13 protein-coding genes and 1 tRNA gene are annotated in these 17,693 nt (G+C 40.3%); 3 read left to right on the top strand and 11 right to left on the bottom strand.

What is annotated here, in order from left to right:
* Positions 1-211: 211 nt before the first annotated feature.
* Positions 212-296 (bottom strand) — tRNA-Ser (locus ES711_RS10545).
* A 249-nt stretch (positions 297-545) separates the two neighbouring features.
* Between ES711_RS10545 and ES711_RS10550 the strand changes: the two genes are divergently transcribed.
* A complete protein-coding gene (locus ES711_RS10550; RefSeq protein WP_146893258.1) occupies positions 546-1,175 on the top strand; it encodes an NAD(P)H-dependent oxidoreductase in 630 nt (209 codons plus the stop codon).
* Positions 1,176-1,208: 33 nt separating this feature from the next.
* Here ES711_RS10550 and ES711_RS10555 read toward each other — a convergent pair whose 3' ends face one another.
* Positions 1,209-1,589: a hypothetical protein gene (locus tag ES711_RS10555; RefSeq protein WP_146893259.1), complete on the bottom strand. Its 381-nt coding sequence runs from the start codon at positions 1,587-1,589 to the stop codon at positions 1,209-1,211.
* A 414-nt stretch (positions 1,590-2,003) separates the two neighbouring features.
* Between ES711_RS10555 and ES711_RS10560 the strand changes: the two genes are divergently transcribed.
* Entirely contained in the window at positions 2,004-3,197 is a 1,194-nt protein-coding gene (locus ES711_RS10560; protein ID WP_146893361.1) for a DegT/DnrJ/EryC1/StrS family aminotransferase, read from the top strand.
* Positions 3,198-3,433: 236 nt separating this feature from the next.
* Here the strand turns inward: ES711_RS10560 and ribB are convergent, their stop codons facing one another.
* The 7 genes from ribB to pheT form a co-directional block, all read right to left on the bottom strand.
* Positions 3,434-4,582, bottom strand: coding sequence for a 3,4-dihydroxy-2-butanone-4-phosphate synthase (gene ribB, locus ES711_RS10565; RefSeq protein WP_146893260.1), 1,149 nt, complete (start codon positions 4,580-4,582; stop codon positions 3,434-3,436).
* Positions 4,583-4,612: 30 nt separating this feature from the next.
* Positions 4,613-6,646: an LptF/LptG family permease gene (locus tag ES711_RS10570; protein ID WP_146893261.1), complete on the bottom strand. Its 2,034-nt coding sequence runs from the start codon at positions 6,644-6,646 to the stop codon at positions 4,613-4,615.
* Positions 6,647-6,662: 16 nt separating this feature from the next.
* On the bottom strand, positions 6,663-7,304 hold the full coding sequence (locus tag ES711_RS10575; protein ID WP_146893262.1) for a LolA family protein: 642 nt from the start codon (positions 7,302-7,304) through the stop codon (positions 6,663-6,665).
* Positions 7,305-7,353: 49 nt separating this feature from the next.
* Complete coding sequence (locus ES711_RS10580) at positions 7,354-9,780, bottom strand: DNA translocase FtsK (protein ID WP_146893263.1); 2,427 nt, start codon at positions 9,778-9,780, stop codon at positions 7,354-7,356.
* 126 nt (positions 9,781-9,906) lie between these two features.
* Positions 9,907-10,278 (bottom strand): diacylglycerol kinase family protein, encoded by a 372-nt coding sequence (locus tag ES711_RS10585; protein WP_146893264.1) that lies wholly within the window; start codon positions 10,276-10,278, stop codon positions 9,907-9,909.
* A gap of 9 nt (positions 10,279-10,287) precedes the next feature.
* Positions 10,288-10,788 carry a thiol peroxidase gene (tpx, locus tag ES711_RS10590; protein WP_146893265.1) on the bottom strand — a complete coding sequence of 167 codons (501 nt, stop codon included), beginning with the start codon at positions 10,786-10,788 and terminating at the stop codon, positions 10,288-10,290.
* 142 nt (positions 10,789-10,930) lie between these two features.
* On the bottom strand, positions 10,931-13,357 hold the full coding sequence (gene pheT / locus ES711_RS10595; protein WP_146893266.1) for a phenylalanine--tRNA ligase subunit beta: 2,427 nt from the start codon (positions 13,355-13,357) through the stop codon (positions 10,931-10,933).
* 197 nt (positions 13,358-13,554) lie between these two features.
* Here pheT and ES711_RS10600 point away from each other — a divergent pair, with 197 nt between their 5' ends.
* Entirely contained in the window at positions 13,555-14,766 is a 1,212-nt protein-coding gene (locus ES711_RS10600) for a TlpA disulfide reductase family protein (protein WP_146893267.1), read from the top strand.
* A 51-nt stretch (positions 14,767-14,817) separates the two neighbouring features.
* On the opposite strand, the gene miaE is transcribed toward ES711_RS10600, so the two are convergent.
* Positions 14,818-15,399, bottom strand: coding sequence for a tRNA-(ms[2]io[6]A)-hydroxylase (gene miaE, locus ES711_RS10605; RefSeq protein WP_146893268.1), 582 nt, complete (start codon positions 15,397-15,399; stop codon positions 14,818-14,820).
* A gap of 176 nt (positions 15,400-15,575) precedes the next feature.
* Positions 15,576-17,678 (bottom strand): ATP-dependent DNA helicase RecG, encoded by a 2,103-nt coding sequence (gene recG / locus ES711_RS10610; protein WP_146893269.1) that lies wholly within the window; start codon positions 17,676-17,678, stop codon positions 15,576-15,578.
* Between the last annotated feature and the right edge of the window lie 15 nt (positions 17,679-17,693).

Here is a 17,693-nt window from a genome sequence, read left to right on the forward strand (position 1 = left end):
TTATTCACGCACCTAATCCCTCACCGAATATTTGAATTTATATAAATCTGATTGATTTTGAAAAAAAATTAGCAATCTAAAAATATATCGCTATTTGGTGAAATTTAATGCAATCGTTGTGGAGACAACGGGTTCAGAACCATTGATTATATATTCATTCAAAATATCGTATAAAAAAACCCTGACCATCAATTGATTGTCAGGGTTTTAGCGGAGAAAGAGGGATTCGAACCCCCGGAGGTGTGACCCTCAACAGTTTTCAAGACTGCCGCATTCGACCGCTCTGCCATTTCTCCAGTGTCTCTTGCGTTTGCCTTTTTCGAAGCTACCAACGCTTTAAACAATAACAGTTCTCAGCGGGCTTGCCCGAATAAGCAAATAGTTGTTTGCTTAGGCGGGTGCAAATATAGAACCCTTTTTTAATTCTTTCAAATAAAATCACAACTTTTTAGTCAAATAAATTAGACCATAGAATTTAATGATTAAAATGCCCTCTATTTGTAAATCACATCCCGTATTTTTGTCCTTATATTTAACGTGTACCAATGGATATTATAGAAAGTTTACAGTGGCGCTATGCTACTAAAAAATTTAACCCTACCCAAGTGCTCTCTTCTGAGAAGTTGCATATACTCAAACAAGCCTTCAATTTAACGGCGACGTCCTTTGGTTTGCAGACCATTTCATTGCTCATCATTGAAAACAAGCCGTTGCGCGAAAAATTATTGCCCGCGGCCTACCATCAAAGTCAAATTGTAGACGCATCCCATTTGTTGGTACTGTGTATTAAAGACCACGTAAATACAGATGATATTGACGATCTATTTGACAATGTGGGGGAGTTACGAAATACGCCAGAAACCATTTTAGAACCTTACAGAAACGATCTGAAGTCCATCATGAACAAGATGACCCAGGAAGAACAGCAACAGTGGGCCATAAAACAGGCCTATATCGCCTTGGGCAATTTAATGACCGTATGTGCCGTAGAACGTATTGATTCCTGCCCTATGGAAGGTTTTGACCGTCCAGCCTTCGATCGTATTTTAGAGCTCCAACAGAAAGAATTAAAGTCTGTGCTCTTATTGCCCGTAGGTTACAGGTCAGAAGAAGACATGTTCGCGGGCTTTAAAAAAGTCAGAAAAGCGTTAGAACATAGTATTATCGAGATGTAATAAATGTCGCTAACGCAATTTTAACGCTTTGATTTAGTCGATTATTTTTTTTCCAGACGTTTTAAAGTCTTCTCCCATTCCTGATACATAGCCTTTAAAGAGCAAGCTGTCAAAAGTACCGCTAAGATTAAATTCAGCATCCTGAATCGTAAATCCGGCGGAAAGGGTATCGTCCACCAATTTGAAATCATAGAGATCGAAGTCGCCCAAATCTGAACTTAAGTTTCCGGAATAGGTGCCTTCTGCACTTTTCATAATTTTGATAATTGCGGAAACATCACCTTGTGGTGTATCTTCTACCAACATATTCCATGAGCCTACATAAAGATCCACCGGTGTAACACTTTTTCCCGGACCACAACTGATGATCATCATTGAAAACAATAAAATAACTAATAGAGAGCATTTTTTCATAGTACTTATATTTTTTATCATTGTTGTCCGATCAAGAATCAAGACCCTGCCTCCTCGGCAGGCAGGCGCTGCGCTGTTAGAATAAAGAATTAAGACTTGTTTGCAACTTACTGACAAACAACGATCATTTAAATTAAAACCGCACATTCCCTCTCGGTAGAAACAGTTTCTAAAATGCAAGGTTTCATTTAGGAAATCTTCTAATGTCCCTTGCTTTAAATGAGTTTGTTAATTTATTATTTATTTTTATCGGACACTAATGATTTTTTATGAATTGAATTTACAAAAAGTTTATCAAAAACAACTATTTATAATGAGGGCTTATCGAGCTATTAAATTATGAAGTTTCACTTTTTCAATGACTATAGAAACCGTAATTTTGTTCTTACAATTAAGAAAATATATAGTATAGTTATGCCAGGATTTGAATTGTTTGGAAATGCGGAACGCAAAGAAGTAAATGATGTATTAGATAGTGGGGTGTTGATGCGCTACGGCTTTGACGGCATGCGCAACGGACACTGGAAGGCAAAGGAGTTAGAAACGGAGTTGCAGGCCACTCTTAAAGCCCAGCATGTGCAGTTGGTATCTAGTGGTACGGCGGCGGTTTCTGTAGCCTTAGCGGCGGCAGGCGTTGGTGCAGGCGATGAGGTCATCATGCCCTCATTTACATTTGTGGCCAGCTTTGAAGCTATCATGATGATGGGAGCTATCCCAGTGTTGGTGGATATTGACGACACCCTGGCTTTAGATCCTAAAGCGGTCAAAAATGCCATTACGCCAAGAACTAAAGCCATCATGGTGGTTCAGATGTGCGGTAGTATGGGCGACATGGCCGCGCTCCAGGCCATTAGTGATGAACATGACTTGATCTTGATTGAGGATGCCTGTCAGGCCATTGGCGCTACTTATAAAGGTCAAGCGTTAGGGACTATCGGTCACTTGGGCTGTTTTTCGTTTGATTTTGTCAAAACCGTGACTAGCGGTGAAGGTGGGGCAGTGGTTACCAATAATAAAGCGTTTTATGTCAATGCCGATCAGTACTCTGACCATGGGCATGATCACGTTGGGAATGACCGTGGTGCTGAAACTCACCCGTTCTTAGGCTATAACTTTAGGATTTCTGAACTTCACGCAGCCGTAGGCTTGGCTCAGGTCAGGCGTCTGCCAGAGTTTTTAAACATTCAAAAACAAAATTATACAGTGCTTAGAAAGGCCCTTTCAGAAATTCCTGAGGTGACCTTCAGAACAGTGCCTGAAGGGGGCGAGGAAAGTTATGCTTTTCTCAATTTTTTTCTACCTGATTTGGAAACTTCCAGGAGGGCTTCGGCAACTTTAAAAGCGGCAGGTGTCGATGGCTGTTTTCATTATTATGACAACAGTTGGCATTATGTTCGAAAGTGGGAGCACCTAAAAAATCTAAACACTTTGTATCCAATTTCACAAGAAGTTAAGGAGGGATTGGCCTCTCTTCAAACCAAAACTTTTAAGCAGTCTGATCACTATATCGGGCGGAATATATCCTGTTTAATCAAGCTTTCCTGGTCGTCTCAAGATCTAGAGGTACGAGCAAAAAATATGGTAGCAGCTATTAGAGCTTCTGTTTAATTAAGAAGTGTTAAGACTCTGATTAATAAATGTCTATAGTTTTAAAATATTTAAAATCACAGTTTAGGATTCTGCGTTTATTTGACCTTTTTTCATAAGTTTAAGAAAAAGAAGTCGCCCTATAAAGCCGAGCGCGTTCTTTGCGTAATACTGTCAGTTTAGACCGTATGATACAAGAGATTTGCCTAACAATTGGTATATTGAAGGTGGGGGATTACTCTAAAAATTTAGGAGAATTAATAATCGACGTGATCCACAATTTCTAAACCATATCCGATAATTCCTACACGTTTGGTGTGTTCGCTATTGGACATTAAAAGGAGTTTGTGAATGTTCAAATCATGAAGAATTTGAGCGCCAATTCCAAAATCTTTAGAGTCCATAGAAATGCTCGGGGCCTTAATCACATCTTTATGATTCTGCTCTTGTTTTAGCGTTTTCAACCGGTTTAATAGGTCGGTAGATTGGTGCTGCTGATTGATAAAAAGAATGGCGCCTTTGCCTTCTTTATTGATCAATCTAAACATGTCATCTAGTTTCTTGTCCGCATTATTGGTAAGAGTGCCTAAAATGTCGTTGTTGACTAAGGTGGAATTGACTCTGGTTAACACCGGCTCATTGGTTTTCCAAGCACCTTTAGTTAAGGCAATATGTACCTGACTATTGGTCGTCTGTTGGTAGGCTCTCAATCTGTATTTCCCAAAACGGGTCACAATTTCAAAATCTTCCTTCTTTTCAATCAACGAGTCGTGTTGCATTCTATAAGCCACAAGGTCTTCAATAGACACAATCTTGACATCAAATTTCTCTGCCACTTTCATCAATTCTGGTAAGCGTGCCATAGTACCATCCTCATTCATGATCTCCACAATCACTCCCGCAGGTTTTAAGCCCGCTAAACGCGCAAAATCGATAGCAGCCTCCGTGTGTCCCGTACGTCTTAAAACGCCGCCTTGTTTCGCTACAAGAGGGAAAATATGGCCAGGACGTCCTAATTCGTGAGGTTTTGTATCTGGATGAATGAGTGCTTTGACTGTTTTAGCGCGATCACTCGCTGAGATGCCCGTAGTGACACCATTACCACGTAAATCTACCGAAACCGTAAAAGCAGTCTCCATAGGATCTGTATTATTATGGACCATAGGATGCAAATCCAATTCTTTGCAGCGCTTTTCGGTCAGTGGGGTACATATCAATCCGCGTCCGTGGGTAGCCATAAAATTAATCATTTCTGGAGTTACCATTTCAGCAGCAGCTACAAAATCACCTTCATTTTCTCTATCGGCATCGTCTACAACAATAATAACTTTCCCATTCTTTATATCTTCAATGGCTTCTTGAATGGTATGTAATTTTATATCAGATGTGTATGTGCTTGTGGTCATGTTTTTTGAAATTATATGCAAAGATATAGCTTATTTTACATTTTGGATAGCGCTACGGTCTAAGTCTTCCTTGATTTTGTTCTTAAGTAAAAAGTGGGAAACTCCATAAAAGGGAAGTCCCATGAGCATTAAAAATGGGTTTAAAGCTTTAATGTTTAAGCCAAGGTGTTTGTAGAATGCTGTGGCTTTTACAAAGGTTACCACATAATACAACACATAAATGAGTAGGGAGATAATGCCCAAATTGATGGCTGATGCTGCCGTTTCAGGGAGGCCATTATTTTTCAATATGAAATGCACGCCAATTAATACGAGGCCAATCAGATAAAAAATAATCGCAAAATTTGAATAGCCGATGGTGTCTAGGGCATCTTTTCTAGATTTAATATAGGTGTCCGTGATGGCAATGCCTTGTTTTTGAAGGTCTTCAACACTTTGATTGCGCTTTAATAGTTGGTTTAAGGCGAAGGGTTTCACACTTTGATCAAAATCGAGCTCGTCATGATTTTTAATCACTTCAATCAATTTTTCATTGTGATAGCCATCTAAGAAACTATACTGCACCAGTTCACCATCCACCATAACCGAATTTTTAGGGCGGAGGTTGAGAAAACTTTTGATGGGATTGAGATAACTGTCAAAATCGAACAGACCTTTGTCATTGGTTGCGCGTGTGGTGAGGTAAACGCCCAAGGGAAGCATGATTAACGTGGAAAGCCAAGTGGCTAATATTGGATTCAAAGTCCCATCTTCGGCACTGTTTTTAGCGAAAATCCCAATAAAATGGTAGGTCAGAAATAGGAGGATAGCGATTACTAAGGGCAAGCCGATCCCTCCTTTACGGATCAATGCGCCCAGTGGTGCACCCACAAAAAACAAGATAAAACAGGCAAAGCCCAACACATATTTTTCATGGAGGGCAATTAAATGTTTGTTTAGATTTTTCTCGGATACTTGTAGAAACTGCTGCTTGGTATCCATAATTTGAGTGGTGCTGTTCACCGTATTCAAAGCCAAATTCACCAATTGCAACTTGGTTTTCGTATCGTAAAGATCGGTAATGTCGCCTTCAAAAGGCGGGATGGGTTTAGAGATGTCTTCGGGGGTGTTTGGTACCGTTTCTGAAATAATTTTACGGTCCAGAATCAGATTGGAATTGATTGTTCCTATTGACGTCCTTGTGTATAAGGTTTCTGAAAAATCTTTGTATTCCTGAGATTTGGTGGTATATAAACTGTCAATTGTATAATTAAGCCCACCAACATCTAACATATTGTACCGGCTGGTGTAATTCTTTTCGTCCAAATCGACATCGTTCAATTCTTCCAAATCGACATTCATAGTGTAGGTCTCAAAATAGCTTCTAACGTGGGGCTTCTTTTCTATTTCAGCCGGTTTTTTACTAAACACTTCTTCGTAATAATTACCGTTGAACAACACCAATTGCAGAATATTGGAGTTGGGACTGCTTTTTAATTCTCCAGACTCCGCAATAATCACCGTGTGGTTGCCCGGCCTGTTGTTTTTACGTTGGTGCATGATGACCTTAGTCAGAAACTGTCCGCGATCGCCCGTTTTTTTATCTACTTTGATATTGAAATCGCCTAACTCATTGAATTGGCCTTCGGCAATGGCCATTTGGGGCTTAACCTTGGCAATGTTTTTCCGCAAGTTATAGGCATTGTATTCCGCCCAGGGGATGACATTGTTTGCAAATAGGAAGGTAGTGACTGAAAGTAGGATGATAAAAATACTCAACCCTCTCATAGCGCGTTGCAACGAAATACCTGTGGATTTCATGGCTGCAAACTCATAATTTTCGGCAAAACTTCCGAAAACCATGATCGAGACCAATAAAATGGTCAGCGGTAATATTAATGGGATTAGGGTAGGTGTAATGTAGAGCAAGAATTTGAAGATGACGTCAACGTCCAAATCTTTTCCTGCCAATTCAGAAATATAAAGCCAAACAGCTTGTAAAACAAAAATGAGCATGAGTATAACAAACACGCTCAAAAATGTTTTTAAGTAGGTCTTAAGTATATACCTATCCAGTATTTTCATAAAGTGTACGCCTTATCTAGTCAAGCTTATTGATATAATAACCCTTGTACTTATTGGCGTCAAAAGTAAATAAGGTTTTTGAGATAGGCTCATTAGTTTTAAAACTATTTACAGTTAATGTAGTTTGCGTTCCGTTTTTGCCTACTTCAATCAGATTGTAAATATGTTTGGTTTGCGCATCGATGCCCAAAAGCACTTGCTTGATCTCTGAATTGCTGTCCATTGGCGTTAATTTGACATACTGAATTTTACGTCCGTTGACATTCTGAACGATATCCATGGCATAGTTGTAGCCTTCTTGATAAAACGAAAGCATTTTACTTGGTGTAATCGTGTTTTCGTCCTCTGTGTTGTTCTTAGAAATAGTCACCTCTTCATCTTCAGGATTGATGGTGTAAAGGGTTTTGCCATCAAAAATACGGGTGACGCCAAGAATGTTTAGTAAATACTTATCACCTTCAATAACCACATCACCACGAGTTTCCTGATTGATGTTCTCACTGGTGTTTTTAAGTACATATTTAAAATCGATACCAATATTTTGGTATCCTTTTACTTTAGCGTTGACCTCGTTAAGCAAGACTTTCGCTTTTGCGGCGTCCTGTGCGTAGGTGGTAAATGATAATAATACAATTGCTAATCCAAATAGTTTTTTCATTATTCTGTTTTTTAAAATCCCTTGGGAATTAATCCTGTTATCAAAAAAATTAAATTTCATTGGCTAAATGCTGGTCGAGTGCCACTAAATCAGGTACCAGCACTTGTCGGGCCTTACTGCCTTCAAACTGTCCGACAATGCCGGCAGCTTCCAATTGGTCAATTAATCGACCGGCTCTATTATAGCCTAATTTCAATTTACGTTGTAATAAAGAAGCGGAGCCTTGCTGTGCGGTGACAATAACTTCAGCCGCTTCCCTGAACAGTTTATCTCTGTCCGAGATGTCTATATCAAGACTTGTGCCATTCTCTTCGCCAACATATTCTGGCAAGAGATAAGCATCCGGATAGGCCTTCTGATTGCCGATGTACTCTGTGATCAGCTCCACTTCAGGAGTATCGACAAATGCACATTGAATTCTGGTGAGTTCATTTCCTTGGGTAAATAACATATCCCCACGGCCAATCAATTGATCGGCTCCAGAATTATCTAAAATAGTCCGGGAATCAATTTTTGAAGTCACCCTAAAAGCGAGTCGCGCCGGGAAGTTCGCCTTAATAATACCAGTAATAACATTTACAGAAGGTCGTTGGGTGGCAATGATTAAGTGAATCCCAATGGCTCGCGCCAATTGCGCCAAACGGGCAATAGGGGTTTCAACTTCTTTACCTGCGGTCATAATCAAATCAGCAAACTCATCAACCACAAGAACGATATAGGGTAAGAACTGATGGCCTTCTTCAGGATTGAGTTTACGCGCCTTAAATTTATCGTTATACTCTTTAATGTTACGACACATGGCGTTTTTTAACATCTCATAGCGGTTGTCCATCTCAATACATAGCGAATTCAGGGTGTTGATTACCTTCGTATTGTCTGTAATAATGGCGTCTTCACTATCTGGTAATTTGGCCAAATAATGACGCTCTATTTTATTGAATAAAGTCAGTTCTACTTTTTTAGGATCGACCAGCACAAATTTTACTTCGGCAGGATGTTTTTTATAAAGCAAGGAGGTCAATACGGCGTTCAATCCTACCGATTTCCCTTGTCCGGTAGCTCCTGCCATCAGTAAGTGGGGCATTTTTGCTAAATCCACCACAAAGGTTTCATTACTGATGGTTTTTCCAAAAGCAATTGGCAGTTCCATTTCTGACATTTGGAATTTTTGGGAAGCAATTACCGAACGCATGGATACGATCGTCGAGTTTTTATTTGGTACTTCAATACCGATCGTTCCCTTGCCAGGAATTGGGGCAATAATACGAATACCCAAGGCAGCCAAGGATAGAGCAATATCGTCTTCTAAATTTTTAATTTTAGAGATCCGTACGCCGGCGTTTGGCACAATTTCATAAAGGGTTACGGTTGGTCCAATGGTCGCCTTAATGCTGCTAATGCCAATATTGTAATTGTTGAGGGTTTCAACAATTCGGTTCTTTTTTTCTTCAAGTTCGTCCTGATCAATGGTGATGCTTTCAGAATCGTAGCGTTTAAGTAGGTCTAAAGGAGGAAATTGATATTTGCTCAATTCTAAGGTCGGATCGAATTGTCCAAAATCGGCCACCAGTCTGGCGGATAAATTGTCACTTTCTGAAGCTTCTTCGGCCACCTGTTCTACTTCCATTTCTACCGCTTCAACGGCAACAGGCTCCTGTTTTACTTGAGGCACTTCAATGTTAAGCTTAGGGACGGTAACTGGAGTTTCGGTACGTGGCTTAACGGGGGCGATAACTTTTTCCTTTTGGGGAATTTCCTTTTGTTGGGCGGGTTTTAAATCGAAGGCAGTCTTAATGTCTTCAGCTTCCGCCGATAGATCGTTATCTAGTGGCGCATAGCCGTCTGACGATTGGGAATTAGTGTTAAAATCGTCTACCATTTCGTTCTTGGCCGATTTGAAAAAGGCAACAATAGATTGGCCTGTAACATTCCACTTGATGGCGGCATAAATAATCAAACCAAAAAAGAGAAGGAGGGCGGTACCAATTACGCCGATATAATCTTGAAAAAAGGAATTCATTTCAAACCCAATAGTGCCGCCGAGGGCATCGTATTTATGGGTGAAAAATCCGAAGAAAATGGACAGCCAAATGGCGGTAAGGGTTCCCCAAATCCAATTGCTTCTTAACTTCGCTCTATTAATGTCTAAGGTAACGTAAATGCCAGTCAGGAAAACCAAGCCGGCAAAGATAAAGGCGGCGACTCCAAAGCCCTTCATGATAATGAAATCGCTTACCCAAGCGCCCAATTTATTCAGCCAATTTTCGGCAACCACGTCCCGTGTTCCAATTTCTGTAAGTGTACTTTGATCTGCTTCCCCTGTAAAGAAGAACGATAGAAAAGCAATGGAAAGTAAAATGCCAATAATCATCAACAAGCTTCCAAAAACAAGTTTCTGTTGACTTGTCAATTTGAATTTTGGCTTTTTAGTTTGTGTTGTAGTGCTGCTTTTAGTCTTGATTTTCTTCTTCGCCATAGTGCCTTTCCGTGACCACGGAAATCTATTAATTCTTAATTATATTACTGAAATAGGTTAGGATTGCATGTTTGCCTAAGGAAACAAAAATACAAATTACTAACGTTAATCCTAACGGAAATAGTATTAAAAAAGCTTTGGATAATAAATGATTGCGGCCACGATAATAGCGGCAATGGAGGCGATAAAAACAGCACCAGCGGCCACATCTTTTATGCGGCCAATACTGGTGTGGAATTCTGGATGAATAAAATCAGCAATATATTCAATGGTCGTGTTGACTCCTTCAATACTCATCACCAATCCAATCATGGCAACTTGAAAAAGCCACTCCGTTTTGGATATGTCAAAGTAAAAACCGGCGATGGTGACCGCAATAGCCACACAAAATTGAATCTGGATGCTGGCTTCAGTGCGGAGCAACAGCCATGCCCCTTTAAATGCCCAACCGACGCTCTTGAGGCGATTGACCAAAAAGGAATCTTTTTTACCCGACATATATTGAGATTAAGACAGCGTGTTTATAACTGCTTCGTAATTAGGTTCTTCTGTGATTTCTGAAACTTGTTCCGTGTAAATGACTTCAGCATCTTCATTTAAGACCACCACACATCTTGAGTGTAAGCCCTCTAAAGGACCATCCACAAATGTTAAACCATAGGATTTTCCGAAATTACCATCTCTAAAATCTGAAAGACTTTCCACATTTTCTAAGCCTTCGGCACCACAAAAACGGGCGAGGGCAAATGGTAAATCTTTAGAGATACATAATACTTTGGTATTGTCTAATTGACTCGCTTTTTCGTTAAACGTTCTTACAGATTGTGCACAGGTGCCTGTGTCAATGCTTGGGAATATATTAAGGACCACTCGTAACCCTATATAATCATTTAGGGATCTTGACGATAAATCAGTAGCGACCAATTTAAAATTAGGAGCATCAGTACCCGTTTTTGGAAGTACTCCAGAAGTTGTTACCGGGTTGCCTTTAAGTGTGACTGTTGACATAGTGTGTGTGTTTTGGTTAAGATGTTAAAATTAAGAATTATTTGAGGCTTTACTATTAAATAAAACATAATTTTCAAACAAAACGATAGCTTTTCGCTACCGTTCTGTTGTTTATTAAAGTAATCTCTACTTGTAAAAAATGCTATCTTAATTCTGCGCCCAATTTCTCTTCAAAATTAGATTGCAACTTGCCCATAATTTTATCTATCTGCTTATCGGTCAATGTGCTATGCTCATCTTGAAATTTAAAACTCACGGCATAACTTTTCTTTCCTTCCGGAAGATGCTCACCTTGATACACATCAAATAAATCGACATCTTTTAGTAAACGTTTTTCGGTTTGATTGGCAATAGTGTCAATATCTTCAAAAGTGACGGCATTGTCCAATAATAGGGCGAAGTCGCGACGGATAGATGGGTATTTTGCCAGTTCCTTAAAGCTAGCGCTGTTGTGTTTCGCCAGGTCAATAACATTGTCCCAATTAAAGTCAGCGTACAACACGTCTTGGGAGATATCAAAATGTTTTAAGATTTTTTTACTCACTAAGCCAAATTCAACCAAGGTCTTATTTCCTAAGACTAAGCTAATGCCCTCGCTGAATACGTCATTCTGAAGTGCAGCTGATTTAACTCTGTTTAAACCTAAGCGTTCTAAAATGGCTGCAATAATTCCTTTTAATTGGAAGAAATCGCTCGGTTGCTCGGCGGCATTCCAACGGGTGGCCGTTTTATTGCCATTTAAAAATAAGGTGAGATGTTTATTCTCAACCCGATTTTCCGGATAACTGTGGTACGATTTGCCAAATTCGAATAATTTCAAGTCTGAACGTCGTCTATTTACATTCCGACTGATGGCTTCCAAGCCTGAAAACAACAAACTTTGGCGCATCACACTTAAATCTGTGCTTAGCGGATTAAGCATCACCACGTTGTGTTCTTCTTTTAAGTTTTCCGTTAATTTAACATAGTCAGGTGTGGTTAAGGAGTTGGATAATATCTCATAAAACCCTTGTCCTACCAATTGGTTGCCCACAATATTCTGCAGTTTATAATCTTCAAATTTAGTACTGTTAGAAATGGAGGCGTTGAGTTTTTCGTGGGTGTTGATATTATTATATCCGTAAACCCTCAGAATTTCCTCAATAATGTCCGCCTCACGCACCACATCATTACGATAAGCAGGAACAGTAAGTCCTAAGCCGGTTTCTGTGACATTGTTGATTTTGATATCTAAAGACATCAAGATGCTTTTGATCACATCTTTAGGAATCTCTTCGCCGATTAATTTTTGAGCGTTTTCAAAACTTAAACGTACCTGAAAATCTTCTATGCGCTTCGGATAAAGATCTACCAAATTACTGGTCACATGGCCGCCAGCAACTTCCTGAATCAATAAAGCTGCACGTTTTAAAGCGTATTCAGTAATATGAGGGTCAACGCCACGCTCAAATCGGAAGGAAGCGTCCGTATTTAAACCATGACGTTTGGCTGACTTTCTAATGCTTACTGGATTAAAATAAGCGCTCTCTAAGAAAATACTGGTGGTATGCTCCGTAACTCCAGAGAGTTCACCACCAAACACGCCTGCAATACACATCGGTTTGGCAACATCACAAATCATCAAATCCTCTTCATGAAGTTCGCGTTCAATCCCATCTAAGGTTTTAAATTTAGTGCCCTTAGGCAAGGTTTTAACGATTACTTTATGGCCCTCAATCTTATTGGCGTCAAAGGCATGCAACGGCTGACCTAAATCGTGTAAAACATAATTGGTTACGTCAATAATATTGTTTTTGGGAGTCAACCCAATCGCTTTTAATCTGTTTTGAAGCCAAGCAGGAGAAGGTCCTACTTTAACATCTGAAATGGTCAGTCCACAGTAGCGCGGTGCCAGTTCTTTATCTTCAACTTCAACATCTACTTTTAAAATGGTGTTATCCACCCGAAATGCACTCACTGAAGGGGTGATCATTTCCATATTGATGTCTTTTTGCAACAAGCCCGCCTTTAAATCCCGCGCAGTTCCAAAATGGCTCATCGCGTCAGCGCGATTTGGCGTCAGTCCGATTTCGAAAACGTGGTCATTCTCTACGTCGTAAAGTTCCGCGACCAAGGTCCCAACCTCAGTGGCTTCATCCAATACTAAAATGCCGTCGTGAGAGGCACCCAAGCCTAACTCGTCTTCGGCACAGATCATTCCGTGACTTTCCTCGCCTCTAATTTTTCCTTTTTTGATGGTCCAAGCTTCACCTTTATCTGTATAAAGAGTAGTTCCGATAGTGGCTACCGGAACTTTCTGTCCTGCAGCAACGTTAGGAGCGCCACATACAATTTGCAAAGGAGCGCCATCGCCAATGTTTACCGTGGTAATTTTAAGACGATCAGCATTAGGATGTTGAATGCAGGTCAGCACTTCACCTACAACAATGCCTTCCAATCCGCCTTTCACAGATTGAAATTTCTGAATGCCTTCAACTTCCAGGCCTAAATCTGTGAGGAGTTCTCCTGTTTCTTCTGGAGTCCAATTAATATTGACAAATTGCTTTAACCAATTATAGGAAATTTTCATCTTTTAAATCTTATGCTTTAAGGAGTTAGGGTTTTTAATACGCTTTATACGCCGATAAATCGAAATACCTGAATATTGTGTCCTGTTTAAATTCGGCGTAAAGATAATAATAGTATATAGTTATAGAAATTGTAAATTATGTTATTTTCCATGTTTTTCTTATTAATTTCGGCCACCAACCAAAGTCACAGTGCGATATGAAATATTTCCTCCTAATTCTTTTTGCGGTTCCCATGCTCTCTTGTCAAAACAAACCCTCAGACAAAATGAAACAAGGGGAGTGGTTAGGGTACTTGCAATTAAATGCGGATGTCCGATTGCCGTTCAATTTTGAAGTTACCTCAGACCACAGTTTAAAAATAATTAATGCAGATGAGATCATATTAGTTGATGACATCAGCTATCAAAATGATTCCATTCGCATTCAGATGCCGGTATTTGACGGGTACTTTCAGGTAAAGCTCAGCGATGAACGCATGGTTGGGGTCTATGTTAATGAAAGCATGAACATGGAAATTCCTTTTACAGCAGAATATGCGATTAAAGAACGGTTTGAAACACAAACGCCTCCGCAGATCAATGTTACTGGGAATTGGGAAGTGTTATTTACTCCAAAAGGGGATGGTGAAGGCTATGCCGCCAAAGGTGTTTTTGGGCAGCAAGGAAAGCGGGTCACCGGAACGTTTCAAACTAAAACTGGCGATTACAGATATTTGGAAGGTGTGGTAGATGGCGATCAGTTGAAATTATCCACTTTTGATGGTGCCCACGCTTATTTATTTTTGGCAGCGGTAAAAGATAGCACCTTACAAGGTATATTTTATTCGAGTACGACGTGGCAAGCGGACTTTGAAGCGCAACGAAATGAAGATTTTCAGTTGCCAGATGCGAACACGCTCACGACGTTTAACGATACCTATGAGCGATTAGAGTTCAGTTTCCCTGATGAGAACGGTCAGTTGGTTTCCTTGACAGATGCCCAGTTTAAAGATAAGGTGGTAGTCGTGCAGTTAATGGGAACTTGGTGCCCTAATTGTCTGGATGAGAGCACTTATTTTACTGAATTTTATAAAAACCATGCCAACAAGGATATCGCTTTTGTAGCATTGGCTTTTGAAAATGCGAAAACCGAGGCTCTGGCTTTTGCTGCAATCAAGCGATTAAAAGACAGATTAGGGATTACCTATCCTATTTTGTTGGCGCAACACGGCGGCTCCGATAAATTGGCGGCTCATAAGAAGCTGCCGATGCTTAGTGAGGTGATGTCGTATCCCACCACGATATTCTTGGATAGAACAGGAACCGTGCGTAAAATCCATACCGGTTTTAACGGGCCTGCAACCGGAGAAAAGTATGTGGCGTTTAAAAAGGAGTTTAGCAGTTATTTAGATGAGCTTTTGGCCGAATAGACCGACATAAATCTCAATTAAAACCAATGTTGTTGCTGTACTTTCTACCGGTTAGCCATGAATGCTTTCGCTTTTCCCGTAGCTTTTGATGAGTTCGCCCTCAAAATCTACCAATTCCTTCCAGCGTTTATCTACATCAATGTCTTTACCATACTTCCGGGCAAATCCAATAAATAATGTGTAGTGCCCTGCCTCACTGACCATCAGGTCATAATAAAATTTTGATAATTCAGGGTCTTGAATGTGTTCGGACAACATTTTAAAACGTTCACAGCTTCTGGCTTCAATCATTGCGGAAAATAGAAGCCTGTCTACCATGCTTTGAAGGTGATTCCCACCTCTGTTCATAAATTTGTATAGCTCATTGACGTAGCTGTCCTTACGCTCTCTTCCCAACGTGTAGCCCCGTTTTTTAATGATGTCGTGCACCATTTGGAAGTGTTCTAATTCTTCCTTGGCCAATTCCAGCAGTTCGGTTACGAGGTCTTCGTATTGTGAATTGTGGGTGATGATGGTAATGGCATTGGTTGCCGCTTTCTGCTCACACCAGGCGTGGTCCGTTAAGATTTCTTCAATATTTTCTTCGGCAATCACCGCCCAACGCGGATCGGTCTCTAGTTTTAGATGTAACATAGGATGAAATTAAATTCGAAGTGCTGATTTTCGAATAGTAAGGGCCGAAGATACCACTATTTTTGAAGATGCAAATGGAGTAGATTCTACAGTAGCAGGAGTAAAATATCGGTTGTTAGCGTAATTGAGCGATAAAAAATCTCAAGCATTTAATTTGTTATGTAATGCAGAACCGTCTAGGAAATGTAATTCCAAATATTCTTATACTTGCTCAATTGGGCATACGTGTAACGCAGGACGACATTTTCTGGTGCGGATAGGGAAGGATCTGCCTTTAAAATGGCTTTGGCGTAATAGCGTGCATGCTGTAAAATGTCTTTATCCTTTATAACATCGGCAATTTTGAGGTTTAAGACACCACTTTGTTGTGTCCCCATCAAATCTCCAGGACCCCGCAAACGCAAATCGACTTCGGCAATCTCAAATCCGTCGTTGGTGCTGACCATAGTTTGCAGCCTGGTTTTGCTGTCCTCACTTAATTTGTGACTCGTCATTAATATACAATAACTTTGTTCAGCACCACGGCCTACGCGGCCTCTTAATTGGTGCAATTGGGAGAGGCCAAAGCGTTCCGCGCTCTCAATAATCATTACGGAGGCGTTCGGCACGTTGACCCCAACTTCAATAACTGTTGTGGCTACCATGATTTGAGTTTCTCCTTTAACAAAGCGCTGCATCTCAAAATCTTTATCTGCCGGCTTCATTTGACCATGTACAATGGAGATTTGATAGGTAGGAAGTGGGAATTCTCTAGAAATGCTTTCGTAACCATCCATCAAATCTTTGTAATCCATTTTTTCACTTTCTTGAATTAAGGGATATACAATATAGATCTGTCTGCCTTTTTTTATTTCATCTCGGATAAACCCAAACACTTTTAGCCGATTTTTATCGTAGCGATGCACCGTTTTAATGTCTTTTCTGCCCGGCGGTAATTCGTCAATTACAGACACATCCAAATCGCCATATACGGACATGGCCAAGGTTCTCGGAATGGGGGTAGCAGTCATGATTAAAATGTGAGGTGGCGAGGTGTTTTTATGCCATAATTTACTCCGCTGAGCAACCCCAAATCGATGCTGTTCATCAATGACGGCAAGCCCCAAATTCTTGAATTTCACCTTGTCTTCCAAAAGAGCATGTGTGCCAATTAAGATGTCCAATTCGCCATTCTCTAAAGATTCATGAATTTTTCGTCTCTCTGAAGTTTTGGTTGAACCGGTGAGTAGTGCAACACTGATATTCAATTTGTTAAGTAACTCTTGTAGTCCATGGTAGTGTTGTACTGACAAAATTTCAGTCGGTGCCATTAAACAGGCCTGAAAACCGTTGTCAAGTGCCATTAACATTGACATTAACGCAACAATAGTCTTCCCAGAACCCACATCACCCTGTAAAAGCCGATTCATTTGGGCATTGCTACCAAAATCTGCCCTGATTTCTTTTAAAACGCGTTTCTGTGCGTTGGTGAGTTGGAAGGGTAAATGCTCTTGAAAAAACGTGTTAAAATGTGCTCCCACGTGTTCAAAATTATAGCCTTTAATTTTTGATTTATGGATCAGGTTTTTGATGATTAATTGCAGCTGAATATAGAATAATTCTTCAAATTTCAAACGGAATTGTGCCTGCGCTAAGAGCTCACTATTCTCGGGAAAATGGATGTTAAAAAGTGCTTTGCTTTTGTCAATTAATTTCAGTTCTGAAATGAGGCGTGGGGATAAGGTTTCTTCAAATCGTCCATGAGTTTCCAGGAACAATTGCTGCATAATTTTGTTCAAAACCCGATTTGAAATCCCTTTATTGGCCAATTTTTCAGTAGACGGATAAATAGGTTGCATGGCAGACCGTAAGTTCTTCTCATGCTCCTCCAAGGCTTCCATTTCGGGATGCGGCATGCTAAAAACGCCGTTAAACCAATTGGTTTTTCCAAAAATGACATACTTGGTGCCTGGGGTGATGCTGTCTCTAATCCATTTATGGCCCCTAAACCATACCAATTCTAGGATGCCCGTGTCGTCTTTAAAGGTCGCTACCAAACGTTTCGCACGGCCTTCACCAACGTCTTTAAACCCCGTAATGACACCAATAATTTGAACATCCGCGCCATTGCGTTGTAATTGGTTGATTTTATAGTAGTTGGTTTTGTCTATATACCGATTGGGAAACAGGTTGATCAGATCTTGATAGGTGTGTATGCCAAGCTCAGAACGAAGTAAAGCCGCTCGATTGGGGCCGACGCCCTTCAGGTAGTCAATGGGGGTTTGCAATTTGGCATTCATAATTGCGAATTTAAC

This window comes from Gelidibacter salicanalis (assembly GCF_007997285.1).
Taxonomy (GTDB): Bacteria; Bacteroidota; Bacteroidia; order Flavobacteriales; family Flavobacteriaceae; genus Gelidibacter; species Gelidibacter salicanalis.